Source organism: Bradyrhizobium sp. CCBAU 45389, assembly GCF_028128625.1.
Taxonomy (GTDB): Bacteria; Pseudomonadota; Alphaproteobacteria; order Rhizobiales; family Xanthobacteraceae; genus Bradyrhizobium; species Bradyrhizobium liaoningense_B.
The window spans coordinates 220,918-243,736 of record NZ_LBIY01000092.1 but is presented as its reverse complement, the minus strand read 5'-3'; the positions used below and the strand labels follow the sequence as shown (position 1 = coordinate 243,736).

Below are 22,819 nucleotides of genomic sequence, written 5' to 3'. Positions count from 1 at the left end.
TCGGCGAGAGGGCGGACCGTCACATTACCGAAACGACATGATTGAAATCATTGCCATATCCGAAGCGCAGATCGAAAGCTTCCATCGCGCGCTCGACACCGTCGCACGAGAGCGGCGCTATCTGGCCTTCCTCGAGGCGCCTCCGCTGGAGGCGACCCGCAGCTTCGTCCTCGACATGATCGCGCAGGGGAATCCGCAATTCATTGCGCTTTCCGGCGGGGACGTCGTCGGTTGGTGCGATGTCAGGCGCCATCCACGCTCGATCTACGCCCATGGGGGCATCCTCGGGATGGGAATTTTGCAGCCTTTTCGAGGGCAGGGCCTCGGAACACGGCTGATCACGACGACGCTCGCCGCCGCGCAAGGATCGGGCATGACGCGGGTCGAGCTCTCCGTTCGCGAGAACAATCCGAGCGCGATCGCGCTCTACAAGAGGGTCGGCTTTGCCGTCGAGGGATTGTCGCGCAACGCCGTCAGGATCGACGGCGTGTATGAGAACATCATCCAGATGGCGCTGCTGTTCTAGGGATGACGGGATTTAGAACGTGCGACCGGATATCGCCCTACGGCAGCTTGTCGTAGCCCTCGCCGAGCCCGTTCAGGCTAAGCGGGAAGCCGATGCCTTCTTCCGGGGTCTCGAAGATGATGAAGGTGGCGGTCTTGGCGTTCCGGAGCTGGCCGAGCAGCTTGTCGTCCATGACCACCTCGGCGACGCAGCCATTGGGCAGGCAGCGCACGAAGCCGGCGCGGCCGACGTCCTGGTTGTCGAGCTTGAGGCCGAGGCCGGAGGGCAGGAGGACGCCGAGCGGGGCGACCACCCGCATCAGGCGGCTCTTCTGGTCGGCGGTCTTGAGCACGATCACGGTCAGGCCGGCATTGGAGCGGTCTTCCGCCACCACGCTCTGGATCAGGGCGCATTGCTCGGTCTGGGCGCCCGGCGGGGTGTCACAGCGGATCTGCCAGTCGCCATGGACGGAGCGCACCGCGCCCTGCGCATGGGCAAGGCCCGGAAGTGCGAGGAGGACGACCGCAGCCAGCAGGGCTGCCAGCGCCGAGAGGCCGTTAGCCTGCCTTGTAGCCTGCCCGGCCATGCATCTCGTAAGCCCCATCGGGGTCGGTCCCTCTGCTCGCTTGGGTCGCTTGCGCGGGTGGACTGATACGGAAATGACGGCGTCTTGAAGGCAATTCCCAAGCAAATTCCGCGCCGCCGAGGCCGCCACTGCCGGCACGAATCAGGTTCCTGTGCGGCCGCCCGCAAGTGCCTACAACGGGCAATTCCGCTGTCAAGCCGCGGCATCCCGGGAAACGGTAATTTTGTCTGATGTTACTAGGAAATATCTTGCGGGTGATCGCTGGCAGACGGGGCTCAAGACTGCATTGCGATAGATCAAGAATTATGGTTTGAGAGGCTTGATTTCGGCGTTCTAGCGATCTGGCCCCAATTCCTCTTAGAGGTATTCTTGAGCGGCGGTTTGTCAGACGGACGAATCGAATAAGCGTTTCCCGGAAACAGGGGAATGCACTTGGGGTGATTTCGTAAGGGGAGCGCGAACGGCATGAGGATGTCGATGGGCCGGGTAGGCCGGCATTTGCTGGGATTGGCCGTTGCTGGCCTGACGCTGGCGACGGGCGGCGCGGCATTCGCCGAGCTTGGACAGCCGGCACCGTGGGAGTGGACGCTCCAGCAGTCCGGCTCGCCGGTGATGGACAACATCGTCTGGTTCCACAACTTCCTGTTCGTGCTGATCACGCTGATCACGCTGTTCGTCCTGGCGCTGCTGATCATCGTGGTCATCAAGTTCAACGCGAAGGCCAATCCGGTGCCGTCGCGGACCACCCACAACACGCTGATCGAGGTGGTGTGGACCCTGGTTCCGGTGCTGATCCTGGTCGGCATCGCGGTGCCGTCGTTCCGCCTCTTGTTCCTGGAGCTCGACATACCGAAGGCGGATCTGACGGTGAAGGCGACGGGCAAGCAGTGGTACTGGTCGTATGCCTATCCTGACAACGGCAAGTTCGAGTTCGATTCGCTGATGGCCCAGGACAAGCAGCCCCGCCTGCTCGGCGTCGACAACGAGATGGTGGTGCCGGTCAACAAGGTGGTTCGCGTCCAGGTCACGGGCGCCGACGTCATCCACGCCTTCGCGCTGCCGGCTTTCGGCGTCAAGATCGACGCCATCCCGGGCCGGCTGAACGAGACCTGGTTCAAGGCTACCAAGACCGGCATGTTCTACGGTCAGTGCTCTGAACTCTGCGGCAAGGATCACGCCTTCATGCCGATCGCGATCCGCGTGGTCAGCGACCAGGAGTTCGCCTCCTGGGTCGAGACGGCGAAGAAGAAATTCGCGAGCGGCGGCACCAGCACCTACGCCTCCGCGGCCGGCCCGGCGCAGTAAGCGCCGGGTCGAGGCTCGAGGGGACCGAAAGCGACATAAAAGGGCGGGACCTCCAAAGGTCCGATTGGGACGCAAGGCAGGATTTGAAAATGGCAACGAGCGCAGCGGCACACGGCGATCACGCGCAAGACCACGGACATGACCACGAGCACGCCCATCCGACCGGATGGCGGCGCTACGTCTATTCGACCAATCACAAGGACATCGGCACGATGTACCTGATCTTCGCGGTCATCGCCGGCATCATCGGTGCCGCGATGTCGATCGCGATCCGGGCCGAGCTGATGTATCCGGGCGTGCAGATCTTCCACGAGACGCACACCTACAACGTCTTCGTGACCTCGCACGGCCTGATCATGATCTTCTTCATGGTCATGCCCGCGATGATCGGCGGGTTCGGCAACTGGTTCGTGCCGCTGATGATCGGCGCGCCCGACATGGCGTTCCCGCGCATGAACAACATCTCGTTCTGGCTGCTGCCGGCCTCGTTCGCGCTGCTCCTGATGTCGACCTTCGTCGAGGGCGAGCCGGGCGCCAACGGCGTCGGCGCCGGCTGGACCATGTACGTTCCGCTGTCGAGCTCCGGTCACCCGGGCCCGGCCGTCGACTTCGCGATCCTGTCGCTGCATCTGGCGGGCGCCTCGTCGATCCTGGGCGCGATCAACTTCATCACCACGATCTTCAACATGCGCGCGCCGGGCATGACCCTGCACAAGATGCCGCTGTTCGTATGGTCGATCCTGGTGACGGTGTTCCTGCTGCTGCTGTCGCTGCCGGTGCTCGCCGGTGCGATCACCATGCTGCTCACCGACCGCAATTTCGGCACGACGTTCTTTGCGCCCGACGGCGGCGGCGACCCCGTGCTGTTCCAGCACCTGTTCTGGTTCTTTGGTCACCCCGAGGTGTACATCCTGATCCTGCCCGCCTTCGGCATGATCAGCCAGATCGTGTCGACTTTCTCGCGCAAGCCCGTGTTCGGCTATCTCGGCATGGCCTACGCCATGGTCGCGATCGGCGGCATCGGCTTCGTGGTCTGGGCGCACCACATGTACACGGTCGGCATGTCGTCGGCGACGCAGGCTTACTTCGTTGCTGCCACGATGGTGATCGCGGTCCCGACCGGCGTGAAGATCTTTTCGTGGATCGCCACGATGTGGGGCGGCTCGATCGAATTCCGCGCCCCGATGATCTGGGCGGTGGGATTCATCTTCCTGTTCACGGTCGGTGGCGTCACCGGCGTCGTGCTGGCGAATGCCGGCGTCGACCGCGTGCTGCAGGAGACCTATTACGTCGTCGCGCACTTCCACTACGTGCTGTCGCTCGGCGCCGTGTTCGGGATCTTTGCCGGCTGGTACTACTGGTTCCCGAAGATGTCGGGCTACATGTACAACGAGACGCTGGCGAAGGCGCACTTCTGGGTCACCTTCATCGGTGTGAACCTCGTGTTCTTCCCGCAGCACTTCCTCGGCCTATCGGGCATGCCGCGCCGCTACGTCGACTATCCCGACGCCTTCGCGGGCTGGAACCTGGTCTCGTCGGTCGGCTCCTACATCTCCGGCTTCGGCGTCCTGATCTTCCTCTACTGCGTGCTCGACGCCTTCATGAAGAAGGTGCCGGCGGGCGACAATCCCTGGGGTGCGGGTGCGACCACGCTCGAGTGGACGCTGCCCTCGCCGCCGCCCTTCCACCAGTTCGAAGTGCTGCCCCGCGTGCAGTAATCGATCTCCCGCGGCGCCCGTGACGGGCGCCGCGGCTCTATAACGAAGCGAGTTGAATTAAGTGTCCGTCCTCGACCACAACGCCGCCGACATCAATCCCCGCATCTCCGAAGCGGAGGTGAGCGACTACATCGCGCTGCTCAAGCCGCGGGTGATGTCGCTGGTGATCTTCACCGCGCTGGTCGGGATGGCGATGGCGCCCGGGCATTTCCACCCGGTGCTGGCGATCACCTCGCTGCTCTGCATCGCAGTCGGTGCCGGTGCCTCCGGTGCGCTCAACATGGCGCTCGAAGGTGATATCGACGCCAAGATGTCGCGCACGGCCAATCGGCCGATCCCGCGCGGCCGCATCACCCGTCCCGAGGCGATGGCCTTCGGCACGACGCTCGCCTTCTTCTCGGTGATGACGCTCGGCATCCTCGTCAACTGGATCGCGGGCGCGCTGCTCGCCTTCACCATCTTCTTCTACGTCGTGATCTACACGATGTGGCTGAAGCGCTGGACCGCGCAGAACATCGTGATCGGCGGCGCCGCCGGCGCGCTGCCGCCGGTGGTGGCCTGGGCTGCGGTGACCGGCACGGTCGACGTCGAGCCGCTGCTGCTGTTCGCCATCATCTTCTTCTGGACCCCGCCGCATTTCTGGGCGCTGGCGCTGTTCCGCTCCGACGATTATGCGCGCGCCGGCATTCCGATGCTGCCCAACGTCGCCGGCCCCGACGCGACGCGTCTGCAGATCCTGCTCTACACCGTCGTGCTGATCGCAGTTGCCGCCGCGCCCTGGGCGCTCGGCTATTTCGACGCCGTCTACGGCGTGGTCTCGCTGATCCTCGGCGCCGGCATGCTGGTGCTTGCCATCAACGTCTATCTGCGCCGCGAGCGCAGCCAGTCGCTGCGTGCGACCCGAAAACTGTTTGCTTTCTCGATCCTGTATCTGTTCGCGCTGTTCGCGACCCTGCTGGCCGAGGTCGTGTATCGGGCGCTTGCTCCGATGGTTGGGGGCGCATGAGGCGGGAATGGCTGACAAACGCGAGCCAGATGGAATCGTCCTCACCGAGGCGCAGCAGAAGAGCCGTCGTCAGCGCTCCATCGCCATTGCTTTGGCGCTCGGCGTGCTCGTGGTGCTGTTCTTCGCCGTCACCATGGTCAAGGGACCGGCAGTGCTAGTCCGGCCGATGTAGGAAACATGGATCACGAGCCGACCATATCGCAGGACGTCAGCGCCAAGCCGGCCAAAAGCCGCGGGCTGGGTCGCGATGTGGCGGTCGCCTCGATCTGCGGCGCCGTGGTCGCGCTGATGGTCGGCGCCTCCTATGCGGCGGTGCCGTTCTACAACTGGTTCTGCCGCGCCACCGGCTTCAACGGCACGACCCAGGTCGCGACCTCCGCACCGGCCACCGGGCCGATCGCACGGAAGATCGCGGTGCGCTTCGATTCCAACGTCGCGCCCGGCCTGCCCTGGAAGTTCGAGCCGGAGCAGAACGAGATCGAGGTCAATATCGGCCAGGTCGTGACCGTCTTCTACACCGTGACCAACCAGGCCGCGCGCACCATCGCTGGGCAAGCGGCCTACAACGTCGCGCCGCTGACGGTCGGCTCCTACTTCCAGAAGATCAACTGCTTCTGCTTCACCGAGCAGACCATGGCGCCGGGCGAGAAGCGCGAGATGCCGGTCGTGTTCTACGTCGATCCCTCGATCGCCGACGATCACGAGAACGACGGGCTCAGCACGATCACGCTGTCCTACACGTTCTATCCGGTGAAGGATCCGGTGGTGAAGCCGCTGGCATCGGGCGAGGACGACAGACGCAAGGGAAATCTCTGACCGCCGCGCCCATCGCTCGGCAGGTCGGAAACAAGGGGATAAGTGCCTGATAGGCACGGGATTGAGGAGAGAGACGGAAATGGCGACGGCGCATACCAAGCATCACGACTATCACCTGGTCGATCCCTCTCCCTGGCCGGCCGTCGGTTCGCTCTCGGCCTTCATCATGGCGGTCGGCGCGATCGCCTGGATGCATCACATGTTCGCGGCCGCCCCGATCGTGTTCGGCGTCGGCACCGTCGGCGTGCTCTACACCATGGCAAGCTGGTGGGGCGACGTGATCAAGGAAGCCCAGTACAAGGGCGACCACACCCGCGTGGTGCAGCTGCATCACCGCTACGGCATGATCCTGTTCATCGCCTCCGAGGTGATGTTCTTCGTGGCCTGGTTCTGGGCCTATTTCAACGCGGCGCTGTTTCCGGCCGACGCCGTCCATGCCACCCGCGATGCGGTGTTCGGCTGCGGCCTCGGCACCCAGGCCGGCGCCTGTGCGGTGCCCGGCACCTGGCCGCCCAAGGGCATCGAGACCTTCGATCCCTGGCACCTGCCGCTCCTCAACACGCTGATCCTGCTGACGTCGGGCACCACGGTGACCTGGGCCCACCACGCGCTGCTCGAGAACGATCGCCAGGGCCTCAAATACGGCCTGATCCTCACCGTCGTGCTCGGCGCGCTCTTCACCTGCGTGCAGGCCTTTGAGTACAGCCACGCGGCGTTCTCCTTCGCCGGCAACGTCTATGGCGCGACCTTCTTCATGGCGACCGGCTTCCACGGCTTCCACGTGCTGGTCGGCACCATTTTCCTGATCGTGTGCCTTGCGCGCGCCTATGCCGGCCACTTCACGCCGAAGCAGCATCTCGGCTTCGAGTTCGCCGCCTGGTACTGGCACTTCGTCGACGTGGTCTGGCTGTTCCTGTTCCTCTGCATCTATGTGTGGGGACGCGGTGCCGAGGCCATGGCTCACGGCGCGCACTGAGCTGTGATGGATTGATTGGAAAGGGCGGCCGCAGGGCCGCCCTTTCGCTTTCCGGCCGCCGCAAGATTCTGCGGGAAATGTGATAAAGTAAGCCGTCATGAACGATACCGCCGGTCCATCCGAGCCTGAGACCACCGTCCTGCAGAGCGCGATGCGCGGGCTTGCCTGCAAATGTCCGCGCTGCGGCCAGGGCAAGCTCTATGCGGGCTTCCTCAACCTCGCCCCCGCTTGCGAGCGCTGCGGCCTCGACTATGCCTTCATCGATTCCGGCGACGGTCCGGCGATCTTCATCATCATGCTGGCCGGCGCCATCGTGGTCGGCTGCGCACTGGTCGTCGAGGTCAAGTATCAGCCGCCGTTCTGGCTGCATGCGGTGCTCTGGCTGCCGCTGATCCTCGCCACCACGCTGCTGCCGCTGCGCTCCATGAAGTCGCTGCTGATCGCGCTGCAATTCCATCACAAGGCGGCGCCGGGCCGGCTGATCGACCGCGCGAAATGAACGAGACCGCGCGTAAGCCCCGCGTGGCCGGCTTCGCGCTGTTCACGCTTTTCCTGACTGCCGTCTTCGTGGCTCTCGGCGTCTGGCAATTGCAGCGCCGGACCGCCAAGCACGAGCTGATCGCAGCGCTCACCGAGCGTCTGGCGGCGGCTCCCGTTGCGCTGCCGCCGGCTGCACAATGGGCGGCGCTGAACCCCGCCCGCGATGAATTCCGCCGCGTCAGCTTCACTGCGACCTACGCTCCGCTGCCTGACGCGATGGTCTATTCGTCCGGCTCGGCCGTGCGCAAGGACGCTTCCGGTCCCGGCACCTGGGCCTTCCTGCCGGCGCGGCTTGCGACCGGCGAGATGGTCGTGATCGATGCGGGCTTCATCGAGAACACGATGCAGGACCGCAGCGTCGAGGACCGTGCGGTGAAGAAGCTCGTCACCGGGCAGCCGGTCGCGCTCACCGGCTATCTCCGCTTCCCCGAGGCACGGGGCTGGATGACGCCGGCGGCGAACCGCGACAAGCGGCTCTGGTTCGTGCGCGATCATCTCGCGATCGCAAGTACGCTCGGCTGGGGCGCGGTGGCGCCGTTCTATGTCGACCTGGAGCAGCCGGCGCCCGACAACGGAATCCCGCGCCCCGGTGCGCTGGACGTGCATCTCAAGGACGATCACCTGCAATACGCCGTCACCTGGTTCACGCTCGCGGGCGCCGTGTTGATCGCCTTCGGCGTCTGGGTGAGAGCGCGGCGCGAAGGTTAATGGCGCCCGTAGGTTCCCGGAGGGAACCCGGAATCGCCCGGGCTTTATTATTCAGCGCGTATTCACGAGTGTGATCCTAAGCCGCGCTTGAGTTTGTCCGCGGCAGATAGGAATGCAGCGTGAGCGATTTCGATCAGATGGGAATTGTCGTCGACTGGGTGGATGCCTGCAGGAAGGGCGACCTCGGGATGCTGCTCGACCTCTATGCGGACGATGCGCAGGTCGAGTGCATGTGCAACGGCACGCAGCATTACCATCGCGGCCGGCGCGAGCTCGAAAGCTACTGGGGATCGCGGCTTAGCGCCTACCTGGCGGCGGGTTTCGGGCTGGAAGAGATCGAGCCGGCGCCGGATGGCGTCGATCTCGAATATTCCGTCGCGGGCGCCCTGCGTATCCACGCCTCGTTTCGCTTCAGCCCGGAAGGCAAGATCTACAGCACGCTGTGCACGCCGGCGCGACAGAACGCGCATGACGGCTGCGCGTGCTAAAGCATGATCCGGAAAAGTGCGAAGCGGTTTTCCGGAAAGATCATGCGTAAACAACAACCAAAAGCGCGATGACGATTCATCCAAATCTCATCGCGCTTTAGCCAATCGCGCGGGCCGTCTCACGCCCTCTCCACGGGGAGGCGGCAGCGCACACAGGTTCGGTCGTCCGTGCGCAGCAATGACAGCGACCCGCTGAGTGCGCGCACGCGCTCATGCATGCCGGTCAGGCCGCGGCCGAACAAATTGCCCGCGGGAAAGCCGCCGCCGTCGTCGGAAATCTCGATGACGAGCGCGTCGCCGACGATAGCCGCCTGCACATCGGCGTTGCTCGCTCCGGCATGGCGCAGCACGTTGGTCAGCGCCTCCTGGATCACGCGATAGACGGTCTGGGCCAGCGGTCCGTCGATCGCGTTGAGGCCGGGATCGATCGTGGCCGTCAGGCCGATATCAGGTGCCTGCTTACGAAAATTCCGAAGCAGCGTCTGCACGCTCGTCTCCAGCCCCAATTCCTCGATGTAGAGCGGGCGCAGCCGGTCGAGGATGCGGCGGTTGGTCTGCTGCAGCGCCTCGACCGATTGCAGCACCTCCTCCGCCGAATTGCCGAGATTTCCTGCCGGTGGCGAGGCCTCGATCAGCGAGATCGCGCCGGCGCGGATGCTGAACAGCAGCGGGCCGAGCTCATCGTGCAGCTCGCGGGCGAGATCGCGCCGCTCGTCGTCCTGGAGCGATACCAGGCGGTGCATCAGGTCGCGATTGTCCTGGCTCAATTGCGCGAGCGTTGTGGCCAGGGCGTTCGCCGCCTCGCAGCTGCGCCGGATCTCGGGCGGCCCTTCGATCGGGATCGGCGTCGCGTAGTCGCCGCGCCGAATTCGCGTCAGTCCTTCGCCGAGATATTGCAGCGGGCGCACCACCGATCCCGCGAAGAGATAGGCGATGGTGCCGGTGAGCGCCATCAGCACGACGACAAGGCTGGTCAGTGCGAGGAAGCCGATCCACTTCTCGAACAGGTCGGCCGACAGGTCCGGCAGGAACACGATGTCGCCGACATGCCTGCCGTCGATGACCACCGGTGACGCAGCGTCAATGTCCGGCATGGTCAACAGGTGGAGAAACCACTGCGGCACCGTCTGCAGGTTGCGCAGACCGTCCTTCGCGGAGGGAATGGGACCCGCCTCCATCGCGCGGAATTGGATATCGGAGGAAGCGTCCAGGGAGTGGACAAAGGCCAGAAGCGTCTTCTGCGGATCGTCCGAGGCGCGCAGCGTGTTGTTGAGTGCGGCGGCGATCACCCTGGTCGAGCGTCGGGCCGGCTCATTCTCGTCGGCCAGTTGACCGGTTGCAAATATCTGCAGCAATATGGCGCCCAAGACCAGCGCCGCGAGAAAACCTGCGCCGAGCGGAAGAAACAGTTGCGTTCTGAAGGAAAGTCGTTGCCACATTAGGTCAATTCTAACGCGCATCGGCGTGATTTGCTCTTTCCATTTGTTCCCGCCGGTCTATGAGTCGAAAAACGAGAGAGCGCGCGATGCAAGATATTGCCAAGCCGGCGACCCGAATCCTCATTGTCGACGACCACCCCGTGGTATTGTCCGGCTGCCGTACCCTGTTTGCCTCCGACCATTCGATCCGGATCGAGGAGGCCAGCGACGCCAAATCCGGGCACCGCGCCTATGTCAGCAAGCGGCCCGACGTCACCGTGATCGACATCAGCCTGCCCGATGTCTCCGGCTTCGAGCTAATGCGACGCATACGCAAAGACGATCCCGAGGCCAAGATCATCATGTTCAGCATGAACGACGATCCGGCCTTCGTGGTGCGGGCGGTCGAGCTTGGAGCGCAGGGCTATGTCTCCAAGGGCGACGATCCCCGGATCCTGCTGAAAGCGGTGCGAAAGGTGGCCGCGGGCGACAATTTCATCTCGCCGCAGCTGGCGGAGGCCGTGACATTCTCCGGTGCCGCGATCAAGGCCAATCCGGCCTCTCAGATGACGCCGCGGGAGCTGGAGATTCTCCGCCTGCTCGGCCGCGGCGACAAGATCGTCGAGGTCGCCGAGGCGCTCGGCATCTCCTACAAGACCGTCGCCAACACCACGTCGCTGCTCAAGCAGAAGCTTGGCGCCAAGAACCATTCCGACCTGATCCGGATCGCAGTGGAAATCGGGATGAGCTGACCTGCCGCCAGCGACCGAACCGGCTGCTCCAGGATGCAGCGGTTCGGCCGACGGATCGGCGCCTGCGCCGGCCGGGCAATGCATGGCCGGCAACGGACGCTATCCGCCGACACAATGGGCCGGGGCGGCGTTCGTTCCTGCCTGACGATCGGAATTTCAGGAAAAAGAGGCAAAGTACTCACTCAATCTGCCGTGTCTGCAGCAGCGGTATTCGCGCGCACCGGGAGAAATAGGAACATTTGCCGGCGTGCGCGGTTTTGGCCCTTGACGATTTCGTGACAGGCGACGAAAGCTTGCACCAACAGTTTTAACGGGCAGGCGTCCCGGACGAGTCAAACCGGTCTGCACATATCAACGACAGACCTTCCAAGAGAGGGCTGCGGCATCGCCGCAGCCCTTTTCGTTTGAAGGACCCCGGCGGGAAGCGGTTTCCCGATGCCGCAAAACACTTTATGGTGGCTCAAGGCCTCTGGCTGTTGACAAGTAATTTCGTAAAATCAAAGGCTTACGGGTCCGGCTCGGGCTCGGCCGGCCTTTGGAGGGCAGTTTGACTCGTTATATCTCGACCCGGGGCGAGGCCCCTGAACTCGGCTTCTGCGACGTGATGCTGACCGGGCTTGCCCGTGACGGCGGCCTGTATGTCCCGGCGACGTGGCCCCAGCTCCCGGCCGAGACCATCGCCGGCTTCTTCGGCCGCCCCTATTGGGAGGTCGCGGTCGACGTGATCCGTCCCTTCGCCGGCGGCGAGATCTCCGATGCCGAGCTCGGCCGCATGGCCAACGAGGCCTATGCCACCTTCCGCCATCCCGCCGTGGTGCCGCTGCGCCAGATGTCGCCGCACCAGTTCGTGCTGGAGCTGTTCCACGGTCCGACGCTCGCCTTCAAGGACGTGGCGATGCAGCTGATCTCGCGGCTGATGGACCATGTGCTCGAAAAGCGCGGCCAGCGCACGACCATCGTGGTCGCGACCTCCGGCGACACCGGCGGCGCTGCGGTCGAAGCCTTCGCGGGCCTCGAGAACGTCGATCTCATCGTGCTGTTTCCGCATCGCCGCATCTCCGAGGTGCAGCAACGGATGATGACGACGACCGGCGCGGCCAACGTCCATGCGCTCGCCATCGAAGGCACCTTCGACGACTGCCAGGCGCTCGTGAAGGGCATGTTCAACAATCATCGCTTTCGCGATGCGACCTCGCTCTCCGGCGTCAACTCCATCAACTGGGCGCGCATCGTCGCCCAGGTGGTCTACTATTTCACCTCCGCCGTTGCCGTCGGTGCGCCGGCGCGCGCGGTGGATTTCGTGGTGCCGACCGGCAATTTCGGCGACATCTTCGCCGGCTATGTCGCCAAGCGCATGGGCCTGCCGGTGCGCACCCTGCGCATCGCCGCCAACGTCAACGACATCCTGGCGCGCACGCTGAAGACCGGCATCTACGAGGTGCGCGAGGTGCACGCCACGGCGTCGCCGTCGATGGACATCCAGATCTCCTCGAATTTCGAGCGGCTGCTGTTCGAGGCCGGCCGGCGCGATGCCGCCGGCGTGCGCCGTCTGATGGATTCGCTGAAGCAGTCCGGGCGCTTCGTGCTGCCTGACGCAACGCTGGCGGCGATCCGCGAGGAGTTCGACGCCGGGCGCGCCGACGAGACCGAGACCGCGGCTGCGATCCGCGCCGCCTGGCGCGAGGCGGGCGAGCTGGTCGACCCCCATACCGCAGTGGCGCTCGCCGTCGCCGATCGTGACACCACCGACACCACGGTGCCCAGCATCGTGCTCTCCACCGCCCATCCAGCCAAATTCCCCGATGCGGTCGAAACGGCCTGCGGCCAGCGGCCGCAATTGCCGGCCTGGCTCGACGGTCTCATGACCAAATCCGAACACATGAAGGTGATGAAGAACGATCAGGCCGAGGTCGAGCGGTTCGTGATGTCGGTCAGCCGCGCCGCAAAGCAGGGAGTTGCCGGATGAGCGTCGAGATTTCCAAGCTTGCGTCCGGCCTCACCGTCGTCACCGACAAGATGCCTCATCTCGAGACCGCCGCGCTCGGCGTCTGGGCCGGCGTTGGCGGACGCGACGAGAAGCCCAACGAGCACGGCATCTCGCATCTGCTGGAACACATGGCGTTCAAGGGCACGACCAAGCGCACCTCGCGCGAGATCGTCGAGGAGATCGAGGCGGTCGGCGGCGACCTCAATGCCGGCACCTCGACCGAGACCACGTCCTATTATGCGCGGGTGCTGAAGGCCGACGTGCCGCTCGCGCTCGACGTGCTCGCCGACATCCTGGCCAATCCCGCCTTCGAGCCGGACGAGCTGGAGCGCGAGAAGAACGTCATCGTGCAGGAGATCGGCGCGGCGCAGGACACGCCCGACGACGTCGTGTTCGAGCATCTCAACGAGCTCTGCTATCCCGACCAGCCGATGGGCCGTTCGCTGCTCGGCACCGCCAAGACGCTGCGCAGCTTCAACCGCGACATGCTGCGCGGCTATCTCTCCACGCATTATCGCGGCCCCGACATGGTGGTGGCGGCCGCCGGCGCCGTCGATCACAGCCAGGTGGTCGCCGAGGTCGAGCAGCGCTTTGCGAGCTTCGAGGCGACGCCGGGCCCGAAGCCGCAACCCGCCCAGTTCGGCAAGGGCGGCGCCAAGGTGGTGCATCGCGAGCTCGAGCAGGCGCATCTGACGCTGGCGCTGGAAGGCGTGCCGCAGAACGACGTGTCGCTTTTTTCGCTTCAAGTTTTCACCAACGTCCTGGGCGGCGGAATGTCGTCGCGGCTGTTCCAGGAGGTGCGCGAGAAGCGTGGCCTCTGCTACTCGATCTACTCGTTCCACGCGCCCTATACCGACACCGGCTTCTTCGGCCTCTACACCGGTACCGATCCGGCCGACGCGCCGGAGATGATGGAGGTCGTGGTCGACATCATGAACGATTCGGTGGAGACGCTGACCGAGGCCGAGATCGCGCGCGCCAAGGCGCAGATGAAGGCAGGGCTCCTGATGGCGCTGGAGAGCTGCTCGTCCCGCGCCGAGCAGCTCGCCCGGCACGTGCTCGCCTATGGCCGGCCGCAGACGGTGCAGGAACTGGTGGCCCGGATCGACGCCGTCAGCGTCGAATCGACCCGGGACGCGGCGCGTGCGCTGCTTTCGCGTAGCCGCCCTGCAGTTGTCGCATTGGGCAGCGGCAGGGGTCTGGACACGGCGGTGTCTTTTGCGGAAGGATTGACCCGGGCGCGCGCCAAGGCGCGGCTGCATTAGGAGCCGCGCGAGGGCGCCCCCGCCCCGGGAAGCATCACCATGGCCCTCTTTCGCCTGCCATCCAGTGGACCCGCCGCCCTCGCCCCGCGCGGCAACGGTCTGTTGCTGCGCGCGCCGCAGATGTCGGATTTCCTGCAATGGGCTCATTTGCGCGAGACCAGCCGCGACTATCTCACGCCCTGGGAGCCGATCTGGCCGTCGGACGATCTGACCCGCTCCGGCTTCCGCCGCCGCCTGCGCCGCTACTCCGAGGATATCGCCGCGGACCGCTCCTACCCGTTTCTGATCTTCCGTGAGCTCGACGGCGCCATGGTCGGCGGCATCACGCTCGCCAATGTCCGGCGCGGCATCGTGCAGGCCGGCACTATCGGCTATTGGATCGGCCAGCCCCATGCCCATCGCGGCTACATGACGGCCGCGCTGCGGGTGCTGCTGCCGACGCTGTTCGGCGAGCTCAATTTGCACCGGGTCGAGGCCGCCTGCATCCCCACCAATGCGCCGTCGATCCGGGTGCTGGAGAAGTGCGGCTTCTCCCGCGAGGGCCTCGCACGCCGCTATCTCTGCATCAACGGGGTCTGGCAGGATCACCTGCTGTTTGGCCTCCTGCACGAGGATTTCCGCGGCTGAGCCGCCCGATGCGTGCGGCCAAATCCCTCTTTGCTGCCTTGGGTTCGCCGATTTTGGCGATATAACCCGGCCGGAACATTGTCATGGAGTATGGGTGTTGATGGTGAAGGAGCTTCGGTCTTCGCGGACGACGTTGCGGCGGCGGACGGCCGTCGCGCTGGCAGTATCGGTCGCGCTCGCCTCCGTCTCGCCGGTCGCGGCCCAATCGTTGAGCGACCGCTTCAAGAGCCTGTTCGGCGGCAAGTCCGACGAGCCGGCAGAGTCCAAGCCGGCGCCCGCGCCGGGCCAGCCGGCGGCGGACGACGACGTCGATTGCCCGCAGGTCACGGTGCGTGCCGGCGCCTCCACCTACGCGGTCGGCGCGGGCGGCAAGCCGGCCACCGGCAATGACGTCCGCTTCCAGGCCACGATCACCAAGATGGCGCGCGAATGCTTCCGGAACGGCGGCGATATCACGGCCCGGATCGGCATCCAGGGCCGCGTCATCGCCGGTCCGGCCGGAGCGCCTGCCACGGTCGAGGTTCCCCTTCGTATCGCCGTGGTGCAGGGCGGCGTCGGCGAGAAGGTGATCGCCTCGAAGGCCTACCGGACCACGGTCGGGATGTCGGAGGGCGGCAGCGTGCCCTTCACCTTCATCGCCGAGGATCTGGCCTATCCGGTGCCGTCAGCTGCGACCGCCGATTCCTACATCTTCTACGTCGGCTTCGACCCGCAGGCGCTCTCGCCCGAGCCGAAGGCGCGGAAGAAGAAGTAGGCGGCGAGTTCGGCTCTGTAAGGCGCGTGGACTTTACGCGAAATACCGCGTCAGTATCCCGCGATAGACCTTCGTCAGCTTCTCCAGATCCGTGACCGGCACGCGCTCGTCGACCTGGTGCATGGTCTGGCCGACCAGGCCGAATTCGATCACCGGGCAATAGCTCGAGATGAAGCGCGCGTCCGACGTTCCGCCCGAGGTCGACAGCTCGGGCTTGCGTCCCGTCACCTCCTCGATCGCGGACACCGCGAGATCGGTGAAGGGGCCGGGCTTGGTCACGAACACGTTGGAGTTCGACGGCTCCCAGACGATGCGGGCCTTGATGCGGTTGCCGCAGGCTTTGGCGAGACGCGTCTCGACCAGCTCACGCAGGCTCGCCTGGGTGTGGTTGTCGTTGTAGCGGATGTTGAACTTTGCGCGGGCTTCGCCGGGGATGACGTTATAGGCCTTGTTCCCGACGTCGACCGAGGTGAACTCGAGATTGGAGGCCTGGAACTGCGCGCTGCCATGGTCGAGCGGCTCGTCGGAGATCGCCACGATCAGCCGCGAGATATCAGGCACCGGATTGGCTGCGCGGTGCGGATAGGCGACATGGCCCTGCACGCCGTCGACATACAGCGTGCCCGACTGCGAGCCGCGGCGGCCGACCTTGATGGTGTCGCCGAGCGTCTCGACATTGGAGGGCTCGCCCAGCACGCAATGGTCGAATTTTTCGCCGCGCTCGGCGGCCCATTTCAGCAGCTTGATGGTGCCGTTGATGGAGACGTCTTCCTCGTCACCGGTGATCAGGAACGAGATCGAGCCTTTTCCATCGGCGCGCGGCTTGCCTCCATTGGCCGCGAGATGCTCCAGCACGGCGGCGACCGAGCAGGCGATGCCGCCCTTCATGTCGACCGCGCCGCGGCCGTGCAGCACGCCGTCCTTCACCTCGCCGGAGAACGCGCCGACGCTCCAGGCGCTCTCGTCGCCCGGCGGCACCACGTCGGTGTGGCCGGCAAAGGTGATGTGCGGTCCCTCGGTGCCGATGCGTGCATAGAGATTGTCGACGTCGGCGATGCCTTCCTCGCTGAAGGTCACGCGGTGGCAGGTGAATCCGGCGGCGCCGAGGGCTTTTTCAAGCACACCCAGCGCACCGGCGTCGGCCGGGGTTACCGAGGGGCAGCGGATGAGATCGCGGGCAATCGAGAGAGCATCGGTCATGCGCCCCGCTTAACATGCATGCCGCCGGGTGGGCTAGCACTGGGCGGGACAATTTCGATCTCGCGGCTCTGGTCCCAGCTTTTCGCGGGCGACGTGGCCGACGACGAACTGTCCTCGATTTCGAGAAGCGGATCGGGGCCGAATCGGTTGTGGCCCGAGGTGCCGGGCCGACAGAACATTTCGACGAACCCCCACAGCCACAGGATGGAGAAGGGCAGGCTGAGCGAAAGCATCCAGCTCAACTTGGGGAGCAGGTCGGCGAACTGGCTGAACAGGCCGGGCAGGAAGAAGAACGGAACGATCCACCAGCCGCTCCTGTCGCGATCGTGCAGCCGCTTGATCGCCGTCGCGAGATAGATCCAGAAGAACAGCGCCATGCCGGATGTCTTGAGGATCGCGCCCGCGAGATCGGCGAATGCCAGCGAGCGGGAGGCGCGGGGATCGACCAGCTTGAAGAGGTCGTCGAGACCGAAGTCGAAATCGAGCTCGATGCCGAGCTTCAGGGTGGACCTCGTCCCTGCGAGGATCCCGACGACTTGACCGGCGATCTCCAGCAAGCCCGCCAGCAGCGCGACGATCAGCAGCGCCTGCCACAGCAGCGCGCGGTTGATGCGGCCGTCGAAGCGGAAGAGGTACCAGGTCCAGTCCATGCGAGAAGCTCCGGGCAGTCGGGGCCGCCCGAAGGTTGGTCGCGATGGAGGGAGGGAGGGTTCGATGCGCCTCAGGTGTCGTCCCGGCGAAGGCCGGGACCCATACCGCGAGGTCTACCGATTACGGAAGATAGTCGTACCGAACGACGAGTCTCCGCCAAACCACTGCCTGGGGGTATGGGTCCCGGCCTTCGCCGGGACGACAGCAGTGTGTGCCGAACTCAGTCCCGCAGCAGCTCGTTGATGCTCGTCTTCGAGCGCGTGCGCTCGTCGACGCGCTTGACGATCACGGCGCAGGCGGTGCTCGGGCCGATCTGGCCGTTCTTCATCGGCTTGCCGGGCAGCGCGCCGGGCACCACCACGGAATATTCGGGCACCTCGCCCATGAAGACCTCGCCGGTCTCGCGGTCGACGATCTTGGTCGATGCGCCCAGGAACACGCCCATCGCCAGCACGGCGCCCTTGCGCACGATCACGCCTTCGGCGACCTCAGAGCGCGCGCCGATGAAGCAGTCGTCCTCGATGATCACGGGCTCGGCCTGCAGCGGCTCGAGCACGCCGCCGATGCCGGCGCCGCCGGAGATGTGCACGCGCTTGCCGATCTGGGCGCAGGAGCCGACCGTGGCCCAGGTGTCGACCATGGTGCTCTCATCGACATAGGCGCCGAGATTGACGAAGGACGGCATCAGCACGACGTTCTTGGCGATGAAGGCCGAGCGGCGGACGACGGCGCCCGGCACCGCGCGAAAACCCGCATCGCGGAAGCGGTTCGGGCCCCAGCCCTCGAACTTCGAGGGCACCTTGTCCCACCAGCTCGCCTTGCCGGGACCGCCGCCAATGACGTCCATGTCGTTGAGGCGGAACGACAGCAGCACGGCCTTCTTCAGCCACTGGTTGACCTTCCACTTGCCGTCGGCGCCGCGCTCGGCAACGCGCGCCTCGCCCTTGTCCAGGGTTTCCAGCGCCTGGTCCACGGCCTCGCGCACCTCGCCCTTGGTCGTGGTCGAGATACCGTCACGCGCGTCGAAAGCGCTGTTGATGGTGGATTCGAGGGCGGACAGGGACATCGGGATTTCCTCTTCGGATCGGGAATTTTGATGGGATTGGGCGCTTTTTCGGGATTTGGAGGGGCGGAGTCAAGGCATACTCCGCTGTAGTCCAGGACAAGCTCGGTCCCGTAGTCCCGTAGCCCGGATGGAGCGAAGCGTAATCCGGGAAAGTCTCTCCGTCGCACCAGATGCCCCGGATTTCGCTGCGCTCCATCCGGGCTACGGCTTCACCGAGACAGCCTGCCCAAAAACCCCGCCAGATCGTCCGTGACATGGTCTACATGGGCCGCGTCGCGGCCCTCCAGCTCCCAGTCCTCGCGCACCACCTCTTTGGTCCCGTCCGGCACCACCAGCACGGTGGTCATGCCGAGCTCGTGCGGGACGGTGAGGTTGCGGGCGAGGTCCTCGAACATGGCGGCGCGTGTCGGATCGACCGCATGGTCCACGAGGAATTTCCGGTAGGTCTGCTCCGCCGGCTTCGGCTCGAATTCGGCGGCGATGATGTCGAACACGCCGTCGAAATGGCCGGCGAAGCCGAGCCGCGCCAGCACGGCATCGACATGGTCGACCGAGCCGTTGGTCAGGATCAGCTTGCGTCCCGGCAGCTTGGCGATAGCCGCACCGAGCGCCGGGTTCGGCTCCAGCGGTGAATGGTCGATCTTGTGGACGTAAGCGAGGTAGTCGTCGGCGCGAACGCCATGCAGGGTCATCATGCCGCGCATGGTGGTGCCGAAGCGGCGGTAATAGTCCTTCTGGATATTGCGTGCTTCTGCAGGGCTGACGTTCAGCCAGTTGCACACGAACTCGCCGATCCTAGCATCTACCTGCTGCCACAGATTGACGTGATGCGGATACAGCGTGTTGTCGAGGTCGAACACCCAGGTGTCGACGTGGGTGAAGGTGCGGGGTTGATTCATCACAATTCTCTCAACGCGTCGTCCCGGCGAAGGCCGGGACCCATACCGCGTGATCTATCAATGGGGCACTCTGGTCGTCGTTCTTCGCCAAATGCAATTTGGTGGTTATGGGTCCCGGCCCCCGTGCGCAATTGCGCACTAGGCCGGGACGACATTTGGTATTTGTGGCGCCACCCATCACGGCACTGCAAACCGCAGCGTCTTGCCGCCGCTCGACATGTCCACCGCGCCAAAGCCCGCCGCCGCAAATCCGCGCGCGGCGCAATCGGTCTGCTCAACGGTCTCGAACTTGGTCTCGCGCGTGCAGAGCTGCTTGTCGCCGCCCCAGTTCAGCGGCCTGTCCTTCAGCTTGATCGCGCGATTGTCGGCATCGACCGCTTCGGCGAAGCTGAAAATCTGCTTCGGCTGGCCGGTCACATCGGGATGTAGGCACTTGCCGGGATCGATGCGGTACCAGCCGCGGCTGGTCACGGACTTGCCGTCGTCGGTGGCGATCGCCGCCATCACCTTGTGCGGCGTGTCGTTGCACCAGGTCAGGCCGCTTGCCGACGGCGTCTGCGTCGCATCGACCATGGTCTTGAAGAAATTTTGCGACGACGCCGCATCGGACGACAGCCCGCGGCTCTTCAGGAACGCGGCGAGTGCGCCTTGCGTCTTCGGCCCGTCGACGCCGTCGATCGCGCCGACGTCGTAGCCGATGATCACCAGCAGCCGCTGGATGCCGGCGAGTCGCGCCTGCTCGTCGTCATATTCGGAATCCTCGGCGAGATACGTCACCAGATTGCCGTCGTCGCCCTGCGTCGGCGTCACCTGCGTGAAGGGGACCTGCGTCTGGCCGCTGCGGCATTGCCGCGCGGCGGCGATGACGAAATTGTCCTGCGCCACGCACAGCATGTCCCTGCCGTTCTGCGGGATCGGGGAGGCGCCATAGATGCCGAGCGCGCGGGCGTTGAGCAGGATGCGGTCGGCGGTGAGCGTGCCCTGCACCACCACGCGGCAGGTGGCGGGATCGATCCTGAACCAGCCGCGCGTCGCGGTCGCCGCCTTGTCGTCGATGCCGATCGCGGCCTCCACGACATAGGACATGCGGTTGCAGATCTTGAGGTCGGCGAAAGCCGGCGCGGAGGAGAAGAAGAACGAGACGGCTGCGGCCGGCAGCGTCATCAGGAGGCGCGTGAGGAGCGAGCGGCGACCTTGTCTGACCGGAAGCGGCGTCCGTTCCCGCTTTTGCGCATAGAAGTCGCTGGCGTCGCCGTCAGCGGTAGAACGACGAGACAGCAAGGCCGTCAGGCCCGGGAAGTGCCCGGACGCAACGGCCCTGTTGGTGGTGTCGTCCCTCACTTGTGGATCAGCGTCCCCGTGCCCGTATTGGTGAAGAGCTCGAGCAGCACCGCGTGCTGCATCTTGCCGTCGATGATGACGACGCCCTCCACGCCCTGTTCGAGCGCGTAGATGCAGGTCTCGACCTTCGGGATCATGCCGCCGGAGATGGTGCCGTCGGCGATCAGCTTTCGCGCGTCCTTCACCGACAATTGCGGGATCAGCTTCTTCGACTTGTCGAGCACGCCGGGCACGTCGGTGAGCAGCAGCAGGCGCTTGGCCTTCAGCGCGCCGGCCACCGCACCGGCAAAGGTGTCGGCGTTGATGTTCAGCGTCTGGCCTTCCTTGGAGGTCGCGAGCGGCGCCAGCACCGGGATCAGTTCGTAGCCGATCAGCTGGTTGAGCAGCGTGAGGTCGACCTTCTCGGGGTCGCCGACGAAGCCGAGATCGACCGCCTTCTCGATATGCGAGCCCGGATCGACGATGGTGCGCGTCGTCTTGGTCGCCTTCACCATGTTGCCGTCCTTGCCGGACAGCCCGACGGCCTTGCCGCCGGCCTCGTTGATGTAGCCGACGATCTGCTTGTTGACGGAGCCGGCCAGCACCATCTCGACGATCTCAATGGTCGCGGCGTCGGTGATGCGCAGGCCCGCGGCGAATTCCGAGACGATGCCGAGGCGCTTGAGCATGGTCGCGATCTGCGGCCCGCCGCCATGCACCACCACCGGGTTGATCGCGGTCTGCTCCAGCAGCACGATGTCGCGGGCAAAGTTCTTCGCGGTCTCCTCGTCGCCCATGGCATGGCCGCCATATTTGATGACGATGGTTTCCTCGTCATACTGCTGCATGTGCGGCAGCGCTTCGGACAGGATGCGGGCCTGGTCGAGCGGGGAGATGTCGGTCATGTCACGGTCTCGCTGGCGGGTCGGTCGGTGCGCGTTCTATCTGATTGGCGGGGGCAGCGCAAAGTGTGGTGTTCGCTCTTACCCTCCCCTGGAGGGGTCCGGGACGAGCGTAGCTCGCCCGTGGTCGATCGCGCGAAGCGCGAGCGGGGTGGGGTGACGGTCTCTCCGCGATGAGCAGTGCCCGTGTGGAGAGATCACCCCACCACGGCTCACATTTCGCTACGCTCAATCTGAGCCGACCCTCCCCCTCCAGGGGCCCTCCAGGGGAGGGTAAGAACGAGCCGCTACTTCCGCGCCAACACCGCCGCGAGCGTCACGGCCAGCCAGCTCGCAATCATCACCGTGCCCCCCGTCGGTGCCGCCATGGGAAACAGCGAATGCCCGGCATATTGCCGCAAGGTGAGGTCGCCCGCGAACAGCGCTGCGCCGATCACGAAGCCAACCGCCGCAACAAGACCAATTCCGCCGTGCAGAAGGCCGCGCGTGAGCAACCCCATCGCCGCAAGTATGGCAGTTGCATGAAACAGCAGCATGGCGCTGGCGGAGGCAAGGCGACTGGCGTCCGCGCCGTGGGCGGATGCGGCGGCCAGTGCGACGCCGGCGGCGCCCATCAAGCCGGCAAGCCCGATCAGCAGGCGATGCGCCAGCATCACGAGCTCCGCTCGTCCAGCAGCTTCGCCATCGCGGCGCGCAAGCTCTCCATGCCGGTCGAGCTGCGCGAGGAGGTCGCGAGCACATTGGGGAACGCGGCCGGATGTTTGGCCAGCGCGGCCTCGGTCTCGGCAATGCGCGATTGCAGCTCGGAGGCCTTCACCTGGTCGGCCTTGGTCAGCACGATCTGGTAGCTGACGGCGGAGCGGTCGAGCGTCTTCAGGATCTCGAGATCGACGTCCTTGAGCCCATGCCGCGCGTCGATCAGCACGTAGACGCGCGCGAGGCTGGCGCGGCCCAGCAGGAATTTGTGGATCAGCTCGGTCCAGGACGCCACCTGGCTCTTCGGCGCCTTGGCATAGCCATAGCCGGGCATGTCGACGAGACGCAGGTCCTTCTTCCCGGGGACCTCGAAGAAGATCAGCTCCTGGGTGCGGCCCGGCGTATGCGAGGTGCGCGCCAGCGCGTTGCGTCCCGTGAGCGCGTTGATCAGGCTGGACTTGCCGACATTGGAGCGGCCGGCAAAGGCGATCTCGAGCCCGTCCATCGGCGGCAGCGTCGCAATCGACGGCGAGGCCCAGATGAACTGCCAGTCGCGCGCGAACAATTTGCGCCCGGCCTCGATCAGCTTCGCATCTTTGTCGTCGGTCATGCGAAGCTCTTTGCTTGCACCGTC

General features: G+C 65.2%; 25 protein-coding genes. 15 read left to right on the top strand and 10 right to left on the bottom strand.

The features are described from left to right. Nucleotides 1-37 precede the first annotated feature (37 nt). The gene (locus tag XH79_RS23670) at nt 38-526 is read left to right on the top strand and encodes a GNAT family N-acetyltransferase (RefSeq protein WP_271583128.1); all 489 of its coding nucleotides are present in this window, start codon (nt 38-40) and stop codon (nt 524-526) included. A gap of 37 nt (nt 527-563) precedes the next feature. Here the strand turns inward: XH79_RS23670 and XH79_RS23665 are convergent, their stop codons facing one another. Continuing rightward, complete coding sequence (locus tag XH79_RS23665) at nt 564-1,109, bottom strand: invasion associated locus B family protein (protein ID WP_271583127.1); 546 nt, start codon at nt 1,107-1,109, stop codon at nt 564-566. A 447-nt stretch (nt 1,110-1,556) separates the two neighbouring features. Here XH79_RS23665 and coxB point away from each other — a divergent pair, with 447 nt between their 5' ends. The 9 genes from coxB to XH79_RS23620 all read left to right on the top strand — a co-directional run bounded on the left by coxB (nt 1,557) and on the right by XH79_RS23620 (nt 8,648). Continuing rightward, nucleotides 1,557-2,396: a cytochrome c oxidase subunit II gene (coxB, locus tag XH79_RS23660; protein ID WP_271583126.1), complete on the top strand. Its 840-nt coding sequence runs from the start codon at nt 1,557-1,559 to the stop codon at nt 2,394-2,396. An 89-nt stretch (nt 2,397-2,485) separates the two neighbouring features. After that, a complete protein-coding gene (ctaD, locus tag XH79_RS23655) occupies nt 2,486-4,114 on the top strand; it encodes a cytochrome c oxidase subunit I (protein ID WP_018644975.1) in 1,629 nt (542 codons plus the stop codon). Between the two features lie 61 nt (nt 4,115-4,175). Continuing rightward, the gene (locus XH79_RS23650; RefSeq protein ID WP_212340940.1) at nt 4,176-5,120 is read left to right on the top strand and encodes a heme o synthase; all 945 of its coding nucleotides are present in this window, start codon (nt 4,176-4,178) and stop codon (nt 5,118-5,120) included. 7 nt (nt 5,121-5,127) lie between these two features. After that, nucleotides 5,128-5,292, top strand: a complete 165-nt coding sequence (locus XH79_RS23645) for a CoxF protein (protein WP_183245705.1) — start codon at nt 5,128-5,130, stop codon at nt 5,290-5,292. A 5-nt stretch (nt 5,293-5,297) separates the two neighbouring features. Continuing rightward, entirely contained in the window at nt 5,298-5,936 is a 639-nt protein-coding gene (locus XH79_RS23640; protein ID WP_271583125.1) for a cytochrome c oxidase assembly protein, read from the top strand. 79 nt (nt 5,937-6,015) lie between these two features. Then, nucleotides 6,016-6,912: a cytochrome c oxidase subunit 3 gene (locus XH79_RS23635; RefSeq protein WP_212340944.1), complete on the top strand. Its 897-nt coding sequence runs from the start codon at nt 6,016-6,018 to the stop codon at nt 6,910-6,912. A 97-nt stretch (nt 6,913-7,009) separates the two neighbouring features. Continuing rightward, the gene (locus tag XH79_RS23630) at nt 7,010-7,411 is read left to right on the top strand and encodes a DUF983 domain-containing protein (protein ID WP_212340945.1); all 402 of its coding nucleotides are present in this window, start codon (nt 7,010-7,012) and stop codon (nt 7,409-7,411) included. Next, nucleotides 7,408-8,160 (top strand): SURF1 family protein, encoded by a 753-nt coding sequence (locus XH79_RS23625; RefSeq protein WP_271583124.1) that lies wholly within the window; start codon nt 7,408-7,410, stop codon nt 8,158-8,160. Before XH79_RS23630 ends, XH79_RS23625 begins: the two co-directional genes overlap by 4 nt. Before the next feature lie 119 nt (nt 8,161-8,279). Continuing rightward, the gene (locus XH79_RS23620) at nt 8,280-8,648 is read left to right on the top strand and encodes a nuclear transport factor 2 family protein (RefSeq protein WP_212340947.1); all 369 of its coding nucleotides are present in this window, start codon (nt 8,280-8,282) and stop codon (nt 8,646-8,648) included. Between the two features lie 119 nt (nt 8,649-8,767). Here XH79_RS23620 and XH79_RS23615 read toward each other — a convergent pair whose 3' ends face one another. Next, the gene (locus XH79_RS23615) at nt 8,768-10,087 is read right to left on the bottom strand and encodes an ATP-binding protein (protein ID WP_212340948.1); all 1,320 of its coding nucleotides are present in this window, start codon (nt 10,085-10,087) and stop codon (nt 8,768-8,770) included. An 86-nt stretch (nt 10,088-10,173) separates the two neighbouring features. Between XH79_RS23615 and XH79_RS23610 the strand changes: the two genes are divergently transcribed. From XH79_RS23610 to XH79_RS23590, 5 genes are all read left to right on the top strand, one after another. After that, nucleotides 10,174-10,818: a response regulator transcription factor gene (locus tag XH79_RS23610; RefSeq protein WP_212340949.1), complete on the top strand. Its 645-nt coding sequence runs from the start codon at nt 10,174-10,176 to the stop codon at nt 10,816-10,818. A 547-nt stretch (nt 10,819-11,365) separates the two neighbouring features. Next, nucleotides 11,366-12,784, top strand: a complete 1,419-nt coding sequence (thrC, locus tag XH79_RS23605; RefSeq protein WP_271583123.1) for a threonine synthase — start codon at nt 11,366-11,368, stop codon at nt 12,782-12,784. After that, the gene (locus XH79_RS23600; protein WP_212340953.1) at nt 12,781-14,070 is read left to right on the top strand and encodes a M16 family metallopeptidase; all 1,290 of its coding nucleotides are present in this window, start codon (nt 12,781-12,783) and stop codon (nt 14,068-14,070) included. Before thrC ends, XH79_RS23600 begins: the two co-directional genes overlap by 4 nt. 39 nt (nt 14,071-14,109) lie before the next feature. Next, nucleotides 14,110-14,697, top strand: coding sequence for a GNAT family N-acetyltransferase (locus XH79_RS23595; protein WP_100177964.1), 588 nt, complete (start codon nt 14,110-14,112; stop codon nt 14,695-14,697). 100 nt (nt 14,698-14,797) lie between these two features. Continuing rightward, the gene (locus XH79_RS23590) at nt 14,798-15,451 is read left to right on the top strand and encodes a hypothetical protein (protein ID WP_271583122.1); all 654 of its coding nucleotides are present in this window, start codon (nt 14,798-14,800) and stop codon (nt 15,449-15,451) included. Nucleotides 15,452-15,484: 33 nt separating this feature from the next. Here the strand turns inward: XH79_RS23590 and dapE are convergent, their stop codons facing one another. The 8 genes from dapE to yihA all read right to left on the bottom strand — a co-directional run bounded on the left by dapE (nt 15,485) and on the right by yihA (nt 22,795). Then, a complete protein-coding gene (gene dapE, locus XH79_RS23585; RefSeq protein ID WP_271583121.1) occupies nt 15,485-16,651 on the bottom strand; it encodes a succinyl-diaminopimelate desuccinylase in 1,167 nt (388 codons plus the stop codon). Beyond that, entirely contained in the window at nt 16,648-17,301 is a 654-nt protein-coding gene (locus tag XH79_RS23580) for a DUF805 domain-containing protein (RefSeq protein WP_271583120.1), read from the bottom strand. The genes dapE and XH79_RS23580 overlap by 4 nt, the downstream gene beginning before the upstream one ends. Before the next feature lie 221 nt (nt 17,302-17,522). Next, the gene (gene dapD / locus XH79_RS23575) at nt 17,523-18,368 is read right to left on the bottom strand and encodes a 2,3,4,5-tetrahydropyridine-2,6-dicarboxylate N-succinyltransferase (protein WP_212340958.1); all 846 of its coding nucleotides are present in this window, start codon (nt 18,366-18,368) and stop codon (nt 17,523-17,525) included. 209 nt (nt 18,369-18,577) lie between these two features. Beyond that, nucleotides 18,578-19,267: a pyrimidine 5'-nucleotidase gene (locus tag XH79_RS23570; RefSeq protein WP_271583119.1), complete on the bottom strand. Its 690-nt coding sequence runs from the start codon at nt 19,265-19,267 to the stop codon at nt 18,578-18,580. 177 nt (nt 19,268-19,444) lie between these two features. Further along, nucleotides 19,445-20,431, bottom strand: a complete 987-nt coding sequence (locus XH79_RS23565) for a DUF1036 domain-containing protein (protein WP_271583118.1) — start codon at nt 20,429-20,431, stop codon at nt 19,445-19,447. Nucleotides 20,432-20,604: 173 nt separating this feature from the next. Next, entirely contained in the window at nt 20,605-21,492 is an 888-nt protein-coding gene (argB, locus tag XH79_RS23560) for an acetylglutamate kinase (RefSeq protein ID WP_212340964.1), read from the bottom strand. 284 nt (nt 21,493-21,776) lie between these two features. Beyond that, nucleotides 21,777-22,142, bottom strand: a complete 366-nt coding sequence (locus XH79_RS23555) for a DUF423 domain-containing protein (protein ID WP_271583117.1) — start codon at nt 22,140-22,142, stop codon at nt 21,777-21,779. Further along, nucleotides 22,142-22,795: a ribosome biogenesis GTP-binding protein YihA/YsxC gene (yihA, locus tag XH79_RS23550; protein WP_212340968.1), complete on the bottom strand. Its 654-nt coding sequence runs from the start codon at nt 22,793-22,795 to the stop codon at nt 22,142-22,144. Before yihA ends, XH79_RS23555 begins: the two co-directional genes overlap by 1 nt. Nucleotides 22,796-22,819: the final 24 nt, after the last annotated feature.

Coding starts and splice junctions, on each gene's coding strand:
- XH79_RS23670 (WP_271583128.1), top strand. CDS start 38: ATGATTGAAATCATTGCCATATCCGAAGCGCAGATCGAAAGCTTCCAT.
- XH79_RS23665 (WP_271583127.1), bottom strand. CDS start 1,109: ATGGGGCTTACGAGATGCATGGCCGGGCAGGCTACAAGGCAGGCTAAC.
- coxB (WP_271583126.1), top strand. CDS start 1,557: ATGAGGATGTCGATGGGCCGGGTAGGCCGGCATTTGCTGGGATTGGCC.
- ctaD (WP_018644975.1), top strand. CDS start 2,486: ATGGCAACGAGCGCAGCGGCACACGGCGATCACGCGCAAGACCACGGA.
- XH79_RS23645 (WP_183245705.1), top strand. CDS start 5,128: ATGGCTGACAAACGCGAGCCAGATGGAATCGTCCTCACCGAGGCGCAG.
- XH79_RS23640 (WP_271583125.1), top strand. CDS start 5,298: ATGGATCACGAGCCGACCATATCGCAGGACGTCAGCGCCAAGCCGGCC.
- XH79_RS23635 (WP_212340944.1), top strand. CDS start 6,016: ATGGCGACGGCGCATACCAAGCATCACGACTATCACCTGGTCGATCCC.
- XH79_RS23630 (WP_212340945.1), top strand. CDS start 7,010: ATGAACGATACCGCCGGTCCATCCGAGCCTGAGACCACCGTCCTGCAG.
- XH79_RS23625 (WP_271583124.1), top strand. CDS start 7,408: ATGAACGAGACCGCGCGTAAGCCCCGCGTGGCCGGCTTCGCGCTGTTC.
- XH79_RS23615 (WP_212340948.1), bottom strand. CDS start 10,087: ATGTGGCAACGACTTTCCTTCAGAACGCAACTGTTTCTTCCGCTCGGC.
- XH79_RS23610 (WP_212340949.1), top strand. CDS start 10,174: ATGCAAGATATTGCCAAGCCGGCGACCCGAATCCTCATTGTCGACGAC.
- XH79_RS23600 (WP_212340953.1), top strand. CDS start 12,781: ATGAGCGTCGAGATTTCCAAGCTTGCGTCCGGCCTCACCGTCGTCACC.
- XH79_RS23595 (WP_100177964.1), top strand. CDS start 14,110: ATGGCCCTCTTTCGCCTGCCATCCAGTGGACCCGCCGCCCTCGCCCCG.
- XH79_RS23590 (WP_271583122.1), top strand. CDS start 14,798: ATGGTGAAGGAGCTTCGGTCTTCGCGGACGACGTTGCGGCGGCGGACG.
- dapE (WP_271583121.1), bottom strand. CDS start 16,651: ATGACCGATGCTCTCTCGATTGCCCGCGATCTCATCCGCTGCCCCTCG.
- XH79_RS23580 (WP_271583120.1), bottom strand. CDS start 17,301: ATGGACTGGACCTGGTACCTCTTCCGCTTCGACGGCCGCATCAACCGC.
- dapD (WP_212340958.1), bottom strand. CDS start 18,368: ATGTCCCTGTCCGCCCTCGAATCCACCATCAACAGCGCTTTCGACGCG.
- XH79_RS23570 (WP_271583119.1), bottom strand. CDS start 19,267: ATGAATCAACCCCGCACCTTCACCCACGTCGACACCTGGGTGTTCGAC.
- XH79_RS23565 (WP_271583118.1), bottom strand. CDS start 20,431: ATGACGCTGCCGGCCGCAGCCGTCTCGTTCTTCTTCTCCTCCGCGCCG.
- argB (WP_212340964.1), bottom strand. CDS start 21,492: ATGACCGACATCTCCCCGCTCGACCAGGCCCGCATCCTGTCCGAAGCG.
- XH79_RS23555 (WP_271583117.1), bottom strand. CDS start 22,142: ATGCTGGCGCATCGCCTGCTGATCGGGCTTGCCGGCTTGATGGGCGCC.
- yihA (WP_212340968.1), bottom strand. CDS start 22,795: ATGACCGACGACAAAGATGCGAAGCTGATCGAGGCCGGGCGCAAATTG.